The organism is Mycoplasmopsis bovigenitalium (genome assembly GCF_900660525.1).
Taxonomy (GTDB): Bacteria; Bacillota_I; Bacilli_A; order Mycoplasmatales; family Metamycoplasmataceae; genus Mycoplasmopsis; species Mycoplasmopsis bovigenitalium.
On sequence record NZ_LR214970.1, the window covers coordinates 97,319 to 116,629 of the forward strand.

The 19,311-nt window shown below is 26.8% G+C and carries 14 protein-coding genes and 3 tRNA genes; 9 read left to right on the forward strand and 8 right to left on the reverse strand.

Annotation, left to right across the window (positions count from 1 at the left end; genetic code table 4):
* Window positions 1-14: 14 nt before the first annotated feature.
* Window positions 15-1,481: a lysine--tRNA ligase gene (lysS, locus tag EXC34_RS00455; RefSeq protein ID WP_129687449.1), complete on the reverse strand. Its 1,467-nt coding sequence runs from the start codon at window positions 1,479-1,481 to the stop codon at window positions 15-17.
* A gap of 99 nt (window positions 1,482-1,580) precedes the next feature.
* On the opposite strand from lysS, the gene EXC34_RS00460 reads away from it, so the two are divergent.
* Window positions 1,581-1,657 (forward strand) — tRNA-Arg (locus tag EXC34_RS00460).
* A gap of 38 nt (window positions 1,658-1,695) precedes the next feature.
* Here the strand turns inward: EXC34_RS00460 and EXC34_RS00465 are convergent.
* The 3 genes from EXC34_RS00465 to EXC34_RS00475 all read right to left on the reverse strand — a co-directional run bounded on the left by EXC34_RS00465 (window position 1,696) and on the right by EXC34_RS00475 (window position 2,627).
* Entirely contained in the window at window positions 1,696-2,415 is a 720-nt protein-coding gene (locus tag EXC34_RS00465; protein WP_129687450.1) for an MAG0110 family membrane protein, read from the reverse strand.
* Window positions 2,416-2,465: 50 nt separating this feature from the next.
* Window positions 2,466-2,540, reverse strand: a tRNA-Gln gene (locus tag EXC34_RS00470).
* A gap of 3 nt (window positions 2,541-2,543) precedes the next feature.
* A tRNA-Tyr gene (locus tag EXC34_RS00475) sits at window positions 2,544-2,627 on the reverse strand.
* Between the two features lie 167 nt (window positions 2,628-2,794).
* On the opposite strand from EXC34_RS00475, the gene EXC34_RS00480 reads away from it, so the two are divergent.
* The 8 genes from EXC34_RS00480 to EXC34_RS00515 all read left to right on the forward strand — a co-directional run bounded on the left by EXC34_RS00480 (window position 2,795) and on the right by EXC34_RS00515 (window position 8,304).
* Complete coding sequence (locus EXC34_RS00480) at window positions 2,795-3,766, forward strand: ribose-phosphate pyrophosphokinase (RefSeq protein WP_129687451.1); 972 nt, start codon at window positions 2,795-2,797, stop codon at window positions 3,764-3,766.
* Window positions 3,766-4,413 carry a 16S rRNA (guanine(527)-N(7))-methyltransferase RsmG gene (gene rsmG, locus EXC34_RS00485; protein WP_129687452.1) on the forward strand — a complete coding sequence of 216 codons (648 nt, stop codon included), beginning with the start codon at window positions 3,766-3,768 and terminating at the stop codon, window positions 4,411-4,413. The genes EXC34_RS00480 and rsmG overlap by 1 nt, the downstream gene beginning before the upstream one ends.
* 82 nt (window positions 4,414-4,495) lie before the next feature.
* Entirely contained in the window at window positions 4,496-4,834 is a 339-nt protein-coding gene (locus EXC34_RS00490; protein WP_129687453.1) for an MG284/MPN403 family protein, read from the forward strand.
* 139 nt (window positions 4,835-4,973) lie between these two features.
* Entirely contained in the window at window positions 4,974-6,212 is a 1,239-nt protein-coding gene (locus EXC34_RS00495) for an MHO_1580 family protein (RefSeq protein WP_129687454.1), read from the forward strand.
* Window positions 6,205-6,603: an MHO_1590 family protein gene (locus EXC34_RS00500; protein ID WP_129687455.1), complete on the forward strand. Its 399-nt coding sequence runs from the start codon at window positions 6,205-6,207 to the stop codon at window positions 6,601-6,603. Before EXC34_RS00495 ends, EXC34_RS00500 begins: the two co-directional genes overlap by 8 nt.
* 16 nt (window positions 6,604-6,619) lie before the next feature.
* Window positions 6,620-7,429 (forward strand): Cof-type HAD-IIB family hydrolase, encoded by an 810-nt coding sequence (locus EXC34_RS00505; protein WP_129687456.1) that lies wholly within the window; start codon window positions 6,620-6,622, stop codon window positions 7,427-7,429.
* 246 nt (window positions 7,430-7,675) lie between these two features.
* Window positions 7,676-7,876, forward strand: coding sequence for a TM2 domain-containing protein (locus EXC34_RS00510; RefSeq protein ID WP_129687457.1), 201 nt, complete (start codon window positions 7,676-7,678; stop codon window positions 7,874-7,876).
* Window positions 7,877-8,103: 227 nt separating this feature from the next.
* A complete protein-coding gene (locus EXC34_RS00515; RefSeq protein WP_129687458.1) occupies window positions 8,104-8,304 on the forward strand; it encodes a TM2 domain-containing protein in 201 nt (66 codons plus the stop codon).
* 270 nt (window positions 8,305-8,574) lie between these two features.
* On the opposite strand, the gene EXC34_RS00520 is transcribed toward EXC34_RS00515, so the two are convergent.
* The 4 genes from EXC34_RS00520 to EXC34_RS00535 form a co-directional block, all read right to left on the reverse strand.
* Window positions 8,575-10,275, reverse strand: coding sequence for a BAR domain-containing protein (locus EXC34_RS00520; RefSeq protein WP_129687459.1), 1,701 nt, complete (start codon window positions 10,273-10,275; stop codon window positions 8,575-8,577).
* A 351-nt stretch (window positions 10,276-10,626) separates the two neighbouring features.
* Window positions 10,627-12,744 carry an MAG6410 family transglutaminase-related lipoprotein gene (locus EXC34_RS00525; RefSeq protein ID WP_129687460.1) on the reverse strand — a complete coding sequence of 706 codons (2,118 nt, stop codon included), beginning with the start codon at window positions 12,742-12,744 and terminating at the stop codon, window positions 10,627-10,629.
* A 139-nt stretch (window positions 12,745-12,883) separates the two neighbouring features.
* A complete protein-coding gene (locus tag EXC34_RS00530) occupies window positions 12,884-16,717 on the reverse strand; it encodes a GA module-containing protein (RefSeq protein ID WP_129687461.1) in 3,834 nt (1,277 codons plus the stop codon).
* Window positions 16,711-19,113, reverse strand: coding sequence for a GA module-containing protein (locus EXC34_RS00535; protein ID WP_129687462.1), 2,403 nt, complete (start codon window positions 19,111-19,113; stop codon window positions 16,711-16,713). Before EXC34_RS00535 ends, EXC34_RS00530 begins: the two co-directional genes overlap by 7 nt.
* Window positions 19,114-19,311 lie beyond the last annotated feature (198 nt).

A 19,311-nucleotide genomic window follows, 5' to 3' on the forward strand; every position in this document is an offset into this window, starting at 1 on the left:
AAATAACCGCCCGGTTATTTTTTTAGTCTTCTAAGTGTTGGGAATAAAAGAACATCGCGAATTGAACTTGTTTCTGTAAGCAACATCACCAATCTATCAATTCCAATTCCACAACCACCTGTTGGAGGCATTCCGTATTCTAAAGCATCAATAAAGTCTCAATCAATGTCACTAGCTTCATCGTTGCCGGCAGCCTTTTCATCCAATTGTTTTTTGAATCTATCTAATTGGTCTATTGGATCAGAAAGCTCTGTATACATGTTTGCGTATTCTTTTGTGTTTATGAATAATTCGGCACGTTCGGTAAATCTTGGATCATCACCTTTTGCAGACAGTGGAGATACTTCAATTGGGTGACCATAAACAAAGGTTGGTTCAATTAGTTCACGTTCAACAAGTTCTTCATATAAGACATTAATAATATGGCCAATTGTGAAGAATTTTTCAAGTTTAATTTTGTGCTCTTTTGCTACTGATACAGCATCTTCTAGCGAAATATTTCTAAAATCCTTGCCAGTTTTCTGATTTACAGCATCAACCATATTAAGTCTTTTAAATGGTTTTGATAAATCAATTTCAACACCATTATTTACAAAAGTATGTTTACCTAATTTGTTACATAGGTACTTAAATAAATCCTCTGTTCTATTCATCATACCTTCTGCATTTGAGTATGCTTCATAGAATTCGATTGTTGTAAATTCAGGGTTATGTGTTGTGTCATAACCTTCATTTCTAAATATTCTGCCAAGCTCATAAACTCTGTCAAAACCACCAATAACCAATTTTTTCAATGGAATTTCTGTTGCAATACGCAAAACAAAATCTTGATTTAATGAATTATGATGAGTAGTAAATGGTTTTGCAGCTGCCCCAGATATGTAATCATGTAAGAATGGTGTTTCAACATCAAGGTAACCTAAATTATTGAAATAATCCTTAATTCATTGCGTAATCTTGATTCTTTTAATAAATTTTTCCCTTGATTCACTATTAACAATTAAATCAACATAACGACGACGATATCTTTCTTCCGCATCAACTAATCCATGATATTTTTCAGGAAGTGGTTTAAGAGATTTAGATAATAAATCAATTTTAGAAACTTTTATAACAACTGCGTCAGTCATAGTTTTCATAACATCACCACTTACTCAAATAATGTCTCCTATATCAAATGTTGAAACAAGTTCAGCATATTCAGGTAGTTCTTTCTTATTGAAATATGCTTGAATATCGCCATGAAAATCTCTAATTACTAAAAATGGACCTCTTTTTCCAACTAGTCTACCAGCAATGTTTCTTGTTATTGATTTTTCATGAAGTTCATCTTTTGTGAATTTTGCAAATTCATTCGCGATTTCATCGCTGTAAGATAACTCACCTAAACCATATGCTTTTTTGTATGCAATAATATTATTTTTTTCGTAATTAGCCAACTTATCGCGTCTAACTTGTTCTTGTTCAGTGTATTTTTCCATGGCACCTCTCTTAGTTTTGTTAAATAATATTCAAATTTTACTTTATTTTTAATAAAAATATTTTGTAAATATCGAAAAAGATATAAAATAAATTCACGTGGTCGCGTAGCTCAGCAGGATAGAGCACAAGCCTTCTAAGCTTGTTGTCAGAGGTTCGAATCCTCTCGTGATCGCCATTTTTTTATTGCGATAAAAAAATGGCAAAGCCATTAAATTATTTAAAAATTCTTGAAATATAATAAACAATCATTACATAATCATATGACAATTTAAAGCCAAAGTACATTGACATTTTTATTGCATTTTTCAATGATAAGAACTCATTACCGAATTCTTTGTACTTTCTATTGAATCTTGTTATCAAGAATCAATCAATAGCCATATATGCTGAAAAGATGGCACATGCAACAAGTGAATATAATACATACACTAGATTTTTATTACTTACAAAGAATATAGTTAAGGCAATAATAATTGACGTAATGAATAGTAAAATCAATGTAATTCATATTTTTTTAAAGTTAATTAAATTGTAATAAGCCAATGTTCCTGTTAGCATCATAACCGCCGCTGGAATGAATAATACTGATAAAATTTTTCAAGTTTCAACTTCTAATGTTAAAAATCTATTAAATACATATCCAAGAGTTAAAAATCCTACAAAAAACATTGAAATAGAACTAAATATTCCAAGTACATAAACATTTCAAAGTGGCCCAGTAATTAATATTGCGAATAGTAATGCAGTACTTAAAATTGCTGCAACAATATACACAATCACTGATCAAGTATTACTTAATAAATATGCTTTGTTTAAGGTAAAAGTTATTCCACCAAAAATTGCAATTGTTAAGTATATACCAAATGAAATTAATGATCCACAAAGAATCGTGTTTGCAAATGTTGCTTTATAAGTTGATTTTGTTTTATTCATACAAAAATAATAACACAAAAAGATAATAAAAAAACACCATTAAGGTGATATGGTTGCCCCAGTTAGATTCGAACTAACGCGTGTTGGTACCAAAAACCAATGCCTTGCCGCTTGGCGATGGGGCAAAATGGTGGAGGGGGAGGGATTCGAACCCCCGAACCGTGAGGAAGTGGGTTACAGCCACCCGCGTTTGGCCGCTTCGCTACCCCTCCATTTTGCTAAAATAGCATATGTATTATAGTATATTTTTTAATTTAGCAAAAAAATTATTTAGTTAAAAATTTTGCAGATTTTTAACAAAATTTTGTTTTTTAGCGTAATAAATATGCGTTTTTCTAATCTTTATTATAATTATGGATATATTAGGAGTTAAAAAAAGATGATTTTAGAAAATATTATGTTATTTGGGATGCCAAACTGCGAAAGTTTAACAAGCAAAATTGCAAAAATTTTAGGTATACATGTTTCAAAAATACAAAAAACACTATACGCTGACGGTGAAAGAATGCTTGTTAGTGAAGAAACAGTTAGAAATAAAGATGTTTATGTTGTTGCGTCAACATCAAGACCTGTTAATGACAACCTTATGGATTTACTACTTTTTGTAGATTCATTGAAAAGAGCGAGCGCAAAAACAATCACAATTGCTTTAAGTTATTATGGATATGCTAGACAAGATAGAAAAGCAAGCGGTCGCCAACCTATTGGTGCTAAATTAGTTGCTGATTTAATTCAAACCGCTGGCGCAACAAAAATTATTGCAGTTGATTTACACAACCCAGCAATTCAAGGTTTTTTCAATATTCCAATCGATGATCTTAGGGGCGCTTATCCAATTGCAAAGGCTGTAAAAGAATTAAATGAACGCTTTACTGTTGTTTCTCCTGACCATTGTGGAACAATAAGAGCAAGAAAACTTGCTGAATTAATTTCTAATTCAGTAAAAATTAGCATTATTGATAAACGTAGAGTTGGTGTAAACCAAACAGAAGTAATGGGCTTAATTGGGGAAGTTGAAGGCCAAAATGCTGTGATCATCGATGACATAATTGACACCGGTGGTACAATTTTAAAAGCTGTGGATACGCTGAAACAACACGGAGCAAACAAAATTGTTGTTGCTGCCACTCATGGAATTTTTACAAAAGGTTTTGAAATGTTTCAAAATCACCCACACGTAAGCAAAGTGATTGTTACCGATTCAATAGATAATTCAGAATTATTGGAAAAATTCGATAAGTTAAAAGTAATTAGTCTTGACACATTTTTAGCAGGCGTTATTAAAGCATCAATCAGTGGAACATCAGTTAGTGATTTATATGACACAATTGCAGATGAAATTAAACAATAATGGACAATAACAAACTGTTTAAGTATGCTAATTTAGTTTTTGAATATAATCAAAAAAAGAACATAACAGGTTTTAAAACTCTTGAAGAAATAATTGAACAAGGAATAAATGATTCCGTTATTTCTTTTGACCAATCTCAATATATTAATATTGATTTTGGAAACAAATATATCGCAGATATAGGGGCTGGTGCTGGTTTTCCATCGCTGCCTTCATTAATTAAAAATAATAACTTTAATTTAACAATTATTGAAGGTATGCAAAGTAGGTGCGACTTTTTAAACTCTGTCAAAAATGAATTGAGTATTGACAAATTACGAATTATAAATTCACGAGCTGAGAAAACTAAAAATTTATCAAACACTTTTGACGTAGTATGCGCCAGAGCTGTGTCTTCTATAAAAAATATGTTCATGTTGTGTCATCATTTACTGAAACCAGGGGGATTATTTTATCTTTTAAAAGGTAGAAATTATCAATCAGAAATCGAGGAATTTTTGAATATTTTTCCTGAGCAAAAAGAAAATATTAAAGTTCATGAATATAAAAACGTTAATAATGAAATGTCATACATAGTATTGATAAGAAAAAACACTAAAACTCCTAGTAATTGGCCTCTTTCATGAAAAATAATTCAAAATTTTTAACAGGAAAAATCCTGTTTTTTTATTAATTTTTTCCTTTTTTCTAAAATTTTTTTATTAATACATATTAAATTTTGGGAGGAAAATGAACAATATTCAAAATATGTATTTTACACAGCATATTAGTTCAGCTGAACGGTATAATGCTGTGAAATCACTCGCTATGTTAGACAAAGCAAATAAAAAAGCACAATTAATGCTTAAGTATTCAAATAAAATCAAAGAAACCAACGAAAATGTTCCTATTTCAAGATTTAAAGAAACATTATCTTTAATGGATAAAACCTCAGCAATGATTATTGAGAAAGAATTTGATGAATATAATACAGATAAACTTTGATACGATAAATACTTTTCAAAAACAACATATTATAAAAATAGAAAAAAAGCAATAGAGGAGTTTTTGTATTTTTACCTTAATTAACTCAAACAATGAGCCACAAATCGTATCAAAAGTAACTATTGACCCTTATCAAATTGTTGCTAAAAAAACTTCAAAAAAATTCCCACAAGTTCCTAAAGATCGCAAGTTTGAAGTCAACATATATGACCCACAAACAGCAATGCGTTCAAGATACTTTGGAAAATTGATTAGGGGAAGAATCGAGATTAAAAGATTTTTTAACAATGACCAATTTGTTATTTCAATTACATTCGCAACACCTGATTGAGGGCACTCTCACTATTCGGACACTATTAGAAGTGCACAGAGAATAGATCCAAAAGATTTGCTTATTTCAGTAAATGGTAAACATTTTGAACATGAAAAAGATTGAAAAATTTCTTCAAGTGGTTATACATTAGGTGAAAGAGATCAATTTATAACAATTGATCCATTATTTAAATACGAAAACACGAACATTGAATTTAAGCCAGAGGATGTAAAATATTTTAATCTTTATAACATAATTCTCACATCTAAAAAGTTAAATTTAAAGTTCAAAGAACTAAAATCAATTGTATTTCAACAAACTTATCCAAATCATGAAATATGAGAGATCAAAAAAGAAAATTTAGACTTAAACGAGCACTATTTAACTACTGTAAATAACAAAATTAATTTTAATATTGCTGACTACTATTCATTTGATTTTGGAGAAATAGACAATGACTTGCTTGGTTCTTCTAAATCATATATAGATGGCGAAATAATTATCAATGATTTGGAATACAAAAATAAAACATATTTAGCAAACTTAAAAATTAAAGATAATAAAGCAAGAACATTCAATAAAACACCTGAATTAGAATATAAAAACTGAGCGCCTTTTAGTGTCTATAATGACATTTTTACAAGACATCAATCATTGTCTAAAAATGGGTTTGAATCATTTTCGGGCGAACAATGAAATAATTTAAATAATAGAGATAAGTTAAGCAGGGAAGTTATTTCAAACATTTACACATCAGGGCAAGAAATTAATAAATATTATTGAAACGAACCAACGGAATTTAATTATTCAACAAAACAAATAAATAATTCAAATAATTTTGATTCTAGAGGATTATTTATTCCATATTCACACATGGGCAATTTATCCACACATTTTAAATATCAATTTGATTTAGGAGGAGAAAATAAACCAATTGATTTTGTTAAATTAAACATTTCACATAGACAAAAAATAGATAAACCATTGCTTGATCCATCATATGGAAAAATTAAATTAGAAATAAAAGATGACGGCATTGAAGTTCCGAATGTCAAGTATTCATTAGATTCAAAAGAAATAGAGTCATTTGTAAAACTTAATCCATTGGATGTAAGATATTTTGAAAGGTTTGCAAAAAATAATGAATAAAAAAACATTGATAATTTCAAGTTGTTCAGTTGCTGCTGTGGCAGCGATTGTAGTTCCAATCGCAGTTGTTTCTGCTAAGAAACATAACAATACTCAATTGAATAAAAACAATGAACAAAATATAACTCCAATACTTAATAGTGAAAATATTTATCCAAAATTAAATACACACGATTTTTACCAATATATTCGTTATTCGAATGAAAAAGTAAAATTTGATAAGTCCATTGTTAATGCCGTTGTAAATAAGGTTGCAACTTCATTATCAATAAGTCCTGAGAATTTATCTTTTAACTATAACTTTGAAAATGATAGTAAAATAACCATGGAATTTTTAGCAAAATTAGATAATAATATATACACACATAGATATGAATTCAATGCATTTTAATTGTTATAATTAAAATATGAATTTTGAAAATATTAAAATTATCTTTATTGATTTAGATGGCACAAGTCTTGATTATAAACGTAAATTATTAAGCGATGAGAATATCTATGTAATTAATAATTTGAAAAAATCTGGTATAAAAGTTGTTGTTTCAAGTGGTAGAGGGTTGAATAAAAAAACTTTTAATATTTTAAGTCAATTAAATTCACAAGATTTAATTGCTTGGAATGGGGCAAAAATTATTGTTGACAACAATGAAATATTTTCTAAACCCATTGAAAAAGTTCATTGCCAAATTATTGAAAAATTAGTAAAAAAATACAACATTACAACTATTGTCAACTCAGATTTTAGAAACCAAACTTACTCAAATTCATTAGTTGTTAAGCTTGCTACTTTGTTTAAAAAAGGAAAAGCGAAAAAAGTACCCGAAATCAATCTTAAAGATGATATTTACAAACTTATTTTTTGGTCCTTAAATAAAAATAATTTAAAAAAATTCCTTAATGAATTAAACAATACAGTTGGAAAAGAATTAAACATTCTTTGTGCAAGAAATTACAACACATTTTTAGAAGTGACAAACATTGAAGCTTCAAAGGGTATTGCAGAACAAAAATTCGCGCAGTATTTAAATATTGACCCATTTGATTGCATTCATATTGGTGACACTATGAATGACTCAACCACAGTTGGTAAAGTTCGTTATAGTATAGCAATGAAAAATGCTTCAAAGGAATATAAATCTATTGCAAATTTTGTCAGTCCGTTTAATTATAAAAATGGCGGACTTGCCAAAACACTGAAATTTATATTCAAAAAGTAAAAGAAAATGTATAAATTAATGAAAGTTGAGCGCAAAATGCCAACTTTTTGTTCTGCTTTATTTCTTTACAAATTTTTTTAAGATATTTGCTTAATGAGAATAATTAACTTGATAATGCTTAATATATTTGGGAAATTAATATGTAAAAATATGGATTTTTGTAAAAATTATTTTATTTTTTTGGCTTTTTCTCATATATATATATATATATAATTTTATTTGAACAAATATTTTGAAAGGAGATTTATGAAAAAATCGAAAATCACTGCCATACTTTTATGCTTTTTCCTTGGTGGTTTAGGAATACATAGATTTTATGTAGGCAAAATTGGTACCGGTGTTATATGATTGCTAACAGGTGGACTATTTGGTATTGGAGCAATTGTTGACTTTATCCTACTTATCATTGGTAAGTTTAAAGACAAACAAGGCAACAAACTAGAATAATAATTAAAATACACAATTTTAAACAAAGACAATAGAAGTTAACACAAAGGTGTTGGCTTTTTTGTAATGATTTATAAAAACCCTTATATATTTTGCATCGCAGGGAAATATGGGTCAAAGTGCAAAAAGTATGGAATTTCATACAAATTATTCGATTTTTTTAGTATTTTCTTCATACTTTATATATATATATACTCTTTTCGAACATTTTTTTGGAAAGGAGATTTATGAAAAAATCAAAAATCACTGCCATACTTTTATGCTTTTTCCTTGGTGGTTTAGGAATACATAGATTTTATGTAGGTAAAATTGGTACTGGTCTTATATGATTACTAACATTTGGACTATTTGGTATTGGAGCATTTGTTGACTTCATACTAATTATCAGTGGTGAATTTAAAGACATACAAGGTAACAAACTAGAATAATAATTTAGAAAATACACAGCTCTTGCCGTGTATTTTCTAATAGTAATTTTAAGTTCAACAAATGTGGATAGCTTTTATTATTTGTAATTACAGCTTATTTGAAATAGACTTTGCTTCTTTATATGTTTTTTAGTGGGTTTATTTTTTCACTAATTCAATCACTTTTACAATATTATTCGATAATTTCTAATTAATTTCTTCAAATATAGAACTAATCTTAATTCTTTTATTTATTTCCTTAGCATTCAAAAGTAAACATTCAAATTCTTGCTAAGCTGTTTTTTCTTTATCTTTGTTTTCCTTTTCATCAGCAGCTTTCCCTACGGCTGATATTAATTTTTCATAGGCATTTGTATACATTTCCACTGTTGGATAAGGTGTTTGGAAATTTTTACATTCTTCAATAACTTTTTCTAACTCATTGATTATTTCTGGATATTTATTTGCACTATTTTTTAGTGATTCAAGAAATGATGTTGCGTTTTTAACTGTCTGTTCGTATTGTGATTTTGCTTTTTCGCGTTTTTCACCTTCTTGCTTAATGTTTTTTAATTCTTCAATTGCTTTGTTAACATCTTCAGTTGTAGATGTTTTCTTAATTCTAGCAGCTACTTCTTTTGCTCTATTTGTTGCCCATTCCCCATACATGTATGAACCACTAATAATATGATCATAGTGTTCTTTCATTTTAATTCCAGCTTTAATACGCTCATTAATTAAAATAATTTGCTTTTCAAGATATAAAATTCCTTGGAAATAAGTTTTATAATCTTTTTTATCACTTTTTAATTTGTTTAATTCGTTAATAACTTTTTCTAAATATCCATATATTTTAAAAGCGTTGGTATTCTGCATAAGAATTGTGGTTTGAATTTTGGCATAAATTGAATCTTTATCTTCTATTTCGCCCATTTCATAGTGTATTGGATCGGGTATCAAATTCCCTAAATCATAATTTTCATCTACTAATAAAAGATTTTTTAAATTTTTATAACCCGAATGATATACGTCTTTTAGTTGTAAACCACCATACGATAATTGTTCGTTCACTCAGTTATTAACTTCATCTGCATTTATGCTTGAATATTTTTCTTTAATGAAATTTAATAAAGCTAAATAGTCCTCTCTAAACACTAGGAGTTCTATTTTGCTTATATAAAATTGGTGCAGTTCTGCATCAAGATTATCAACAAAATCATAGTCTTTTAGCGGTGCATTGTTTAATCTATCTTTGATGCTCATTAATACTTCTAAAATTGTTTGTTTATCAGCATTAATTAATATATCGTTTGGCTTATCTAAAATTAATTTTTGGTAAAAATCATTAATTTGATTATATTTTTTTCAAAGTGGGGCTTTATATTCTTCGAATTTTTCTTTTCTTAATTTTTCCACATAGTCTTTGTAAAAATTATCAATATTTAGTTTATTAACTTTTTTCAATGTAGTTTTAAATTTTGATAAATCAATTTGACTTAATTTTAATTTTTCCTTTTTAATTTTTTTATTATTTGGTTCTTCTCAAGGACTTCAAGCAATTATTTCTTCTTCTTCGAAATCGTATTTAGAAAATATATCTGCAAGCACTTCATTAATTTCTTGCATTATTTGGATTATTTGATTTTCACTTTTTATTTCTTTATCAACTTCTGGATTATATATTTTTTTAATTTCATCTTTAATTTCTTTTAAAGCAATTTGCTCTTCTGGAGATGTTAATTCTTTTTCTAATGAAGCTAACAATTCCAAAAACCCGTTTTTAAAAGCATCAAATTGTTCATTTTTTCTTTCAGGAAAAACTATTTCATTTTCAACTTTAGATATGTTGTTATTAGTTCCATTCAATGATTGCTTTTTAAGAAAAACAACCCCTATAGCAGTACAAGACGTGACGATAGATGAAAATGCTAATAAAAATGCTAAAGCAGCTTTTTTCTTCTTCTTTTTCTCTTTTTCTTCTCTTCTTTCCATAAAAAATCCTTTAATTAATTTATTAATTAAATTATAAAAAATTTTTGTACAAATTGTCTGTTTACAAGTATTAATAGTTAATTTTCTTGATTTATGACATTAAATTTTCACTTTTATTAGGATTATTCAAATCACAAATTTGTATAAATTTTGCTAAAAAATAAATTAAAAATTGTTAATTATTTCAAAATACGAATTCTAATATAGTTGAATTTTTCGGTGTTATAGTACTTTTGTTTGCGTTTAATATTTTGCATAATTTAAAACAAAATAACTGGAGTTATAGACATAAAAAATAACGAATACGCTTTATTAAAAGCGCTATCCGTTATTGTTGTTATCTAAATTTACTTAATTTACGGTAAGGGTAAATACATCAGAAGCAAGTTTATTTGGCATTGGTTTCACTCTGAATTCGTATTGACCTTGGGTTAAGTTTGCTAATTTATTAGCATTAATATCTGTTCAACCATTTGAATTTTTTAAACGGTATTGTATAGTATTACCGACGCCAACCACTTCACCATTATAATATTTAACAATTCTATCTAAATCTCGTCCTTTTTCAATATTAATAACTTGAATTTCAGAAGCAAAATGTGTATTAGAAGATTTTTTTCTTATTGAAATAGGTATTGTACCAATGTTGTCAAGTTTAATTTGATTAGATGTTACGCCCTGTCAAGGATTATTGTATGTACGGTATTCCATACTATTATCAATATTTGTTAACACACCATTGTTCGAATCAGTTGGATTGAATACTGCTTTAGGCATTCCTTGACGTTGAACATCAAAATCAAATGATTTTTGGTAAGCATTAAATTTATATCCGATTTTATGAACTTCAATGTTAACTTTTGCACTTCCAAAATTATCGAAATTTTCAAGGTAAACTAAATAATCTGAGCCTTGTTTTTCAACTTTTTTAATAAATGCACCTTGAACAAATACATTATCATTTGACAACTCAACATCATTGTTTTTAGTTTTTATTTTCAAAATATATGAGCTAACATTATTTGCGAATTTTTCAATTTCTATATTGGTATTTTTAACATGTTCATTGTTACGAGGCAATATGCAAGTATATGTTAAAAAGTTTCGATTTTGTTTCTTTGTTATGTGTAATTTTTCACGGTTGCTTATTTTTTTGAAAATTCCTTCTCTTACTACATTATCAAATTCTGCGTTATATGGTGTAGTTAAAGTTAAAACATTAGTTTTTGACTCCGGACTTAATTGTTTTTCAACCAACTTAGCAACTTGTTCTCTTTGTGTAATAAAGTTTTCTAATGCAATTCCACGATATTTTTCGCCCATTTGTTCATATTTAAAGCGTTTTATGTAATCTCTGCCAAATTTTAAATCATAATCATTAATCAAAAAATAATTATAGTTTATATTATTGTTGAAACTGGTTCTAATTCCTCAAGTAGCATCAACGTGATATCATTTACCTTCTATTTCTACCATATTTCAGATATGTCTTTCGGTTCCAACATCCCCTGTTATAAGCATATTGGGAATATTTAACTCGTCCATAAACATTTTAAAGCCCTTAGCATAACCAGTATATACGCTAGCTTGCTGTATTATTGCAGAATAAGCAGTTTGATCATCTCCTAAATATTGACCCTCTTGATATTTAACATTAGTTGTCAATCATTCATATGCTTTTTTGGCTTTTTGAACATCTGATAAATTATGTCAACCTTTACTTAGTTCCTTAACTCTATTTAGACTTTGTTCATATTCACTTATGTTTTTGCTTTCTTGCTTAGTGTATATTTTTAAATTAGCTTTATATAAGTGACCTTGGTAATATGCTCATAACTCAACATTTTTAGTTTTATTTTCATTATTGTTGCCTTTAATAATATTTGGTGTCACAAAACTAAGAGATGAATTAATGTTTAAATTTTGATTTATTTCATAAACTTCATCAGTTGGGTAATATGTTCTAACATACCAATTTACGCCGTTTACTTCTTGATTAGAGTTGTTCAATAACTTTAAATTTAACTCTTGATCAGTTTTTAATTCAATATTATCATCAAAACCTAAATGGTAATTTGCATCAGAATAATAATTGTATCCAGTTAGATTTGCACTTAAAATTTGATTACTAATTTCCGACTTGTCAACAGTTTGCTTTCTTGGGTGCTTTTGATTATTATTAACAATTGGCGCAGTGTTTTGTTGATTAGATTTTTTTGCATCACTTAATTTAGTTAGAGGCAGTGTTTTTTTAGTATTGACATTCACGATTGGCGCTGCAGGGGTTAGTTTTGTTAGCGGCTTAGTTTCTTTTTTTATGATTGGAGTTGCCGGCGAAAGTGGTGATTCATTTGTTGTTTTTTTATTTTCTTGTTTTTGCGAAACTTCACAAGAAACTAATTGCGAAGCCAAAACAACAACGCTACTTACTCCGCCCAAAGCTAATAGTTTACATTTAAAATTTTTCATTATTAATCCTTAAAATTTATTTTTATTGTACTACCATTCATTATTCAATATTTTAAACAAATATTTATTTTAAGTATATTTTATTGAATTATTGGATTTTTTGAAAATAAAAGCATAATCTATTGATTATGCAATTATATTAGTTTACTCTTTCCGCTATTTTTGATCCACTAAGAACATATTTAAGTTGCAGATTTGCATCATTTCTTTTTTGATGTGTTTCTTTATCTTTGCCATTATGTTGATTTTCGAGGAATCTTTCTTTCGATGGTAGTCAGTTAATTGTATATTCTCCATCCATTCTGATTACAAGATTATTTGCTTCACCACTATGGAATTCAATATGGCCTCTGAATTTATGGTAATAAGGATTCCATTCTTTATTAATAGAACCTTTAAACACAAATTTCATATCTGGATAATGGTTTGATTTATATTCGGGGGTGTCTAAAACAATTGTTGAATTAGAATGTGTTCCATTTGAAACATATGCCTTATAAATATATAGATCGTGATCTTTATCACTTGTAACTTTTGTTCATTTTCCTTTGCCAATAATATTGATAATTTCATGAATAAATATTAATTCTTTAACTGTGTCAAAACTATTTCATAGTTGTTTTATGTTGGCTTCCATGTATTCACTATCATCGTGGAGGTTAGCTCTATGTAATTTCATAGTGTTTGTAATTTCTTTTGATAAATATTCATACTTGTCAAAAGCAATCTTTTTGATGCTATCATTTCTTGCTCTTAAATTTGTGTATTTTACTAGTTCATCGATTGGTGCATTATACATGTCAAGAGCTTTTTTAGCTGTCAACATTTTTGCATGTCATTCTCTTGCTTCGTTATCCAGTTTTGCAGAATTGAAACTTTGAACATTTCTATTTAAAATATCTTGATATTTATCGGCAATTATTTTGTTGTCATTTTGATATATAGGATATGCTCTTAATTTATCAATATTAACTTGCAGAGCATTTTTGGCTGTATTATATTCATTAACTAACTTGTTAATTTCGTTCTGTTTACTAATAATTAGATTTTCAATTTCAGTAATTTTAGCTTCAACTTTTTTAAACTCATCATTGATTAATTGTCTTTGCGAGTTATTGAATGTACCTTTTAATTTATTGTCTATTTCTTTAAGTTTTTCTTTGTGTTTTTGCAACTCATTTTGTTTTTTCGCAAGCTCAGATTTACTTAATGAATTGATATTACGCTTAAATTCGTCTAAAAATCTTATGCTATCTTGATTAAATTTATTATAGTAATTATTTAAATTATTTGGATTATGTAGATTTTGATTTTTCTGTTCAAAACCTGTTGCAGTATCATTGTTATTCTCTGAGTTGTTTTTAATAAATTGTTCTAATTCTTTTATATGGTTGCCAAAACTAAATGGTTTCATTAAATCTTTAACTTGTTCAAGTGTATTAATTGCTTTATTATGCTCTGCATAATTATTTTTATATCTTATAAAATCTTGTAATACACCAACAGTTGAGTCTTTGGCTTTTAGTTCATTAATTAATTTATTTTTTATAGAGTTAGAAATTTGATTATTTGTTTTAGCCTGATTAATATCATTTTCAAGCGATTTTTTAGAATCAAACAATTGTTTTAATGAATTAAATTCTTTTGTAATGAAATCTTTATTGTCGTTTTTCTTAATTAAATCAATTTTGCCATCTCTTTTTTGTTTTGTTATTAAATCAAAATTATTAATTAAGTTAATATGTTTTGTTTTGTGGTCTGAGATATCTTTTAATTCGTTAAATTTATTTGTAACAAATGTTTTATCATCATTTTGCTCAATAGATTTAATTGCATTAGTTTTTGTGGCATTTGCTATTTGAAGCTTATTAATTGATTTAACTGTATCGATTTTCGTTTTATTAAGATCTTGTGCTTCATTTAAAATTTGGGTTACCTGATCAACATTTTTGGCATCGTCAACTCTTTTAGTGAATTTTGCTTTGTTGTATATTTTGTTTAACTTATTTATTTTTGATTTAGCATTTTGTTTTGCGCCAATTAATGCAACTTCATTTTTAGCTTCATCAATTATTGGTTGAATTTGGGCTACTTGATCCACATTTTTAATGCGTTCTTTAAATTTAGTTTTATTTGCAGCACTTAATTTATTGAATTCACTACCTTCTAATTGTTTTAGTGCTTTGTCAATTTCAGTGTTCAAAGTTTGCAGCTCATTAAATCTTTGTTCTGCTTGTTGTTTTGTTTGATTTTTAACTTGGTTTTTAGCATTTTGACGTAGAGAACTTTTTACAAGTTGTAATGTGTCATATTTATCTTGAATTAATTTTTTATCATTGTGCAGTTTTTCAACATCCAATAATATTGGTTTTATTTTATTTAATAGTTCAACAGATGAGTGATTTTTGTCAGCTTGAGAAAGGGAACTGTATTTGCTCATATATTGATTTGCTTCTGCATCATTTAGTAATAACTTGTATTTGTTTTTATTTTTTGAATAGATAAATAAATCAGTTTCTATTTTTGATAGTTTGACAATATCATTTAATACTTGCACACATTCTTGATCACTTGAATTTTCAAGAACATTGTCACTATATTTTTGTTTATCAGCAAGTGATAAATAAAATTCTTTGTGTTTTGGTGAGGTAGCTTTTTGATTAAATTCAGTTTTAACAGATTTCTTAGTGTCATTTTTTTGTTTTTCTAAATCTCGATGCAACTTGTTAATTTGATCAAAAATACTTTTTGCATTAGCTTCACTAATTTGTTTAATTTTTTCTTTTTGATTTGTAATAAATTGATTACTAAATGAAGATTTAAATTGGTCTAAACCTAAGTAATATCCTTGTTTAGTTAAATTTTTTTGTTTTGCTTCTTCAACTAAATTATGAATTTGCAATTCTGGTTTTTCAATATCAATTAACTGATCTAAATATTGTTGCTTTTCATTGTTAATGAATTCTAATTTACTAATGGTTTCTCTTGCTTTTCATAATTTTTTAGCTTTGTTCAACAATGCATTTGAATCTTTTATTGTTGTTTGATTTTTGATTTTTTCTTTTATTTCATTAGCGTAATTATCTGGCAATCATTTTTCGTTTTGTTTCAATATTTCAATGTTTTTGGCATTTTGCTGATCTGTTTTCTTAGCATCATTAAGAATCCTGTCAATTGCTATAATTACTTCTTGAGTTTGTTTAGAATCTAAATTAATTTGATTAATTTTATTTTTTAATTGCTCTTTAGCAGTTTGCGATAAATTATTTAATGAATCAATTGTTTTTATTGCTTCATTAAATTTATTATCTCATTGTTTATATTTGTGAACAATTTCATTAATTGCTTGCGAATCATTAGCTTTTTCAATCTCTTTATTGTACTGATTTTTTGCTTCGGGGTGGGCGGAAATTGCACTGAAGTTTTGCTTATCAAATTCTTTATTTTTTCTCTGTTTATCTAATTCTTTAGCTTCATTAATAATATTCTCTATTTGCTCGGTATTTTGCGCTTGTTCAATATTTTTTAAGTATTGTTCTTTTTTATTATTAATGCTACTCAATGATTGTATTTCATTTTTTGCGGTTTGTTTTTTAGATTTTAAAGAAAGATCATCAAAAAGTTTTTGTGCTAATTCTTTTGTTGGTGCTTGTTTGATTTCTTCAACTGTTTTTAGTTTTTCTGTTTCATCGACACCTTGCAATTGATTTATTTTTTCAATCAAATTCTTTTTGAAGTTATCTAACTCGGTTATTTCATTTAATAGTTCATTTACTTTTTGACTATTGTCGCTATTTAGATCAAATTTAATTTCTTTAAGCTTGTTTAAAATGTTTTCTTTATCTTTTTCACCTAAATTGTTGAACTGGTTGTTATTTAATTTATCTTTTAAATCCTGTTTTGATTGATTTAATTTAACAAAATCATCTTTTAGTTTGTTATATTTATCTTTGTCATCTTCATTAATTAACAACTTCTCAATTTTTCTTGAATGTGTTCTGGATTAAATAACTCAGAATTTGCAATATTCTCATTAAATATTGTTTCTTTTTCTGTATTTTTTGCAGATAAATCATTGATTAATTTCGTTATATCTGATTTATTTTCATTATTTTTTTGTTTTATTTCACTGATTATTTTATTTTTTTCATTTTGGCTAATGAATTTAAGTTTTTTGATTTTGCCTTCTGCTTCAAGTTTAGCGGTCTGTAATAAATCGCCTTTTGCTTTAGCAACAACGGCCATAACTTCATCTTCATTATCTTTTTGATTAATTTCATTTATCAATTCATCTTTATTATTGACAGTTAGTTTATTAATTTCTTCGATAGCTGATTGTTTTGCTTTTTCAACTTGTGCTTTACGATGGATATTCTCAACATCCAAAATATTATTTGCATTTAGCAATTCATTTTTTAAAAGAGATTTTTTATCATCAGGTATTTTATTAGCTGGATCATTAATGTATTGCTTAATTTGTTGTTTTAAGTCATTAATTTTTTTGATATTTTCTAAATGGTTTTGAGCATCAGCGAGATTTTTTTGTTTAATTTCCTTCTTGAATTGATTTTTGTGTTCATCCGTAAAATCCAAATCATTGATTTGGGAAATTAATTGAGATTTTTGCTCATTAATTTTTGAGTATTTTTCTTTTAAATTTGAAAGATCATCAGTATTTGTACCATCAACTGATTTGATATATTCATTTATTTCGCTGTCTGATAAATTGTTCAGTTGTTTTACGAATTCATTTGCTTCTTGTTTTGAATTTGTTTCTTGAATTTTTTGCTTAATTGTTTTTAATTCTTCTAAAGTATTAGCTGCATTAATTTTATTTTTGAATTCTTGAATTTGGTCTTGTTTTAAATGTTGAGCTTTATTTAGTTCTTCTAAAATAAGCCCTTTAATATTTTCAAGTGCTTTATTTTTATTTGATTCTATTAGAGATTGTAAATCATTAATTGGTTTGAAAAGATTTTGGTAGTCTACCTTTTCAATTTTTTGTTTTAGATTAGAAACTGAATTTGCTAAATTTTGCTCAATATTATCTAAATCCTTAGATAACTGTTCAAAATTATCTTTATTTTCTTCAATGCTTTGTTTGTTATCTTGTGCATTGCTTTGTAGTGTGAATAATTCACCTTGGATTTCTGCAGTTATTTTATTTAGTTTGTCCTCAACCTTTTTTAAATGTTCTTGTGATTGCGGTATTAATAATTTTAATTCATTATTTTTGGTTTTTGTCTGTTCGGTTACTGTTGAAGAATTGCTGTCAATAACATTAGTTGTTTCCTTAGCGGCATTGATTTTTTCTTTAAATTCTTCAATGAATTCAGATAATTTTGTTACATTATCTTGCACTACTTCAGCTTCACTATTTTTTTGATTTAACTCATCAATATTGCTTTCAATTTCTTCAAGATATTTTGAATTTAATTGCTCATCGTTTAATTTATTAATTAATTCCAATAAATCTTTAACTTTATTTTCTGCGTTTTTAACTTTCTGCGCAACTTCAGTTAAATTATCAACATGGATTTTTGAATCCTTAACTTTTTGTTTTGCATCCGCAACTTCATTAAGAGCTATTGCTAAATTATTGTATGCTTCTTCAAGACCTGGCACATTAATTTTTGATGTTTCTCTTAATTTTTTTATTGCTGCATTCGATGTTTGTTTAGCATTTTCTACTATTTGGTCAAATGTTTGTTTATTTGCAGTATATTTTTGATTAGATTTAGAAATTTCATTTCTTAAAGTTTTGATTGCTTCTTTAAAAATATCAAGATTTTGGCTAATCGTTTCATTATTTTTATGTTCTTCGTTATCGTAATTATTTAACTTATCTTCAAAATCATTTAACTTATTTTCTGCTTCGGTAATTGCATGTTGTAAAGTATCTACTGAATCTTGATTTGAATTTAATTTTTCAATTAATTCATTAGCTGCGTTTATGTTTAATTTAATATCATCATCTACTTTTTGGAAATATTCAGTTTTTGCATTAGAAATATTATCTTTAAGTGTATTTAAAGATTCCTTGAAATCGTCGATTACTTTTTTAATGTCGCTAGATTTATTTTTTATAGAGTTATATTCATTGAATTTTGATTCTAATTCGCTAAGTTTTTGTTCAGATTTATCAATATTTTGTTTAAATATTTTTAATGAATCTTTATTTTTATTTAGATTTTCATATTCATGAATAGCTTCTTGAGTTTTTGCTTTAATTTCAGCAATTAATTTTTCTAAAAACTCAGGATCAAGATTATTTTTGTTGATTATTGCTGTTGTTGTAACTCCCATTGAACCAAATGATGTTGTAATAACAGATGTTGTGAATATACCGCGTTTAACAGACTTTTTCATGCATACCTTTCCATGACAAAATTTAAATATCAACTTTTTTATTTATTTTATATATATATATTCTTACTGAATTGTTATTTAAAATGTAGAAAAATGCTATAAAAAACGATATAAAAATCATTAAATTAAAAAAATTCCACAAAAATAATATTTTAAATATTTCCTTACTATAAATTTCAATTCAAATTACTTTTAAAA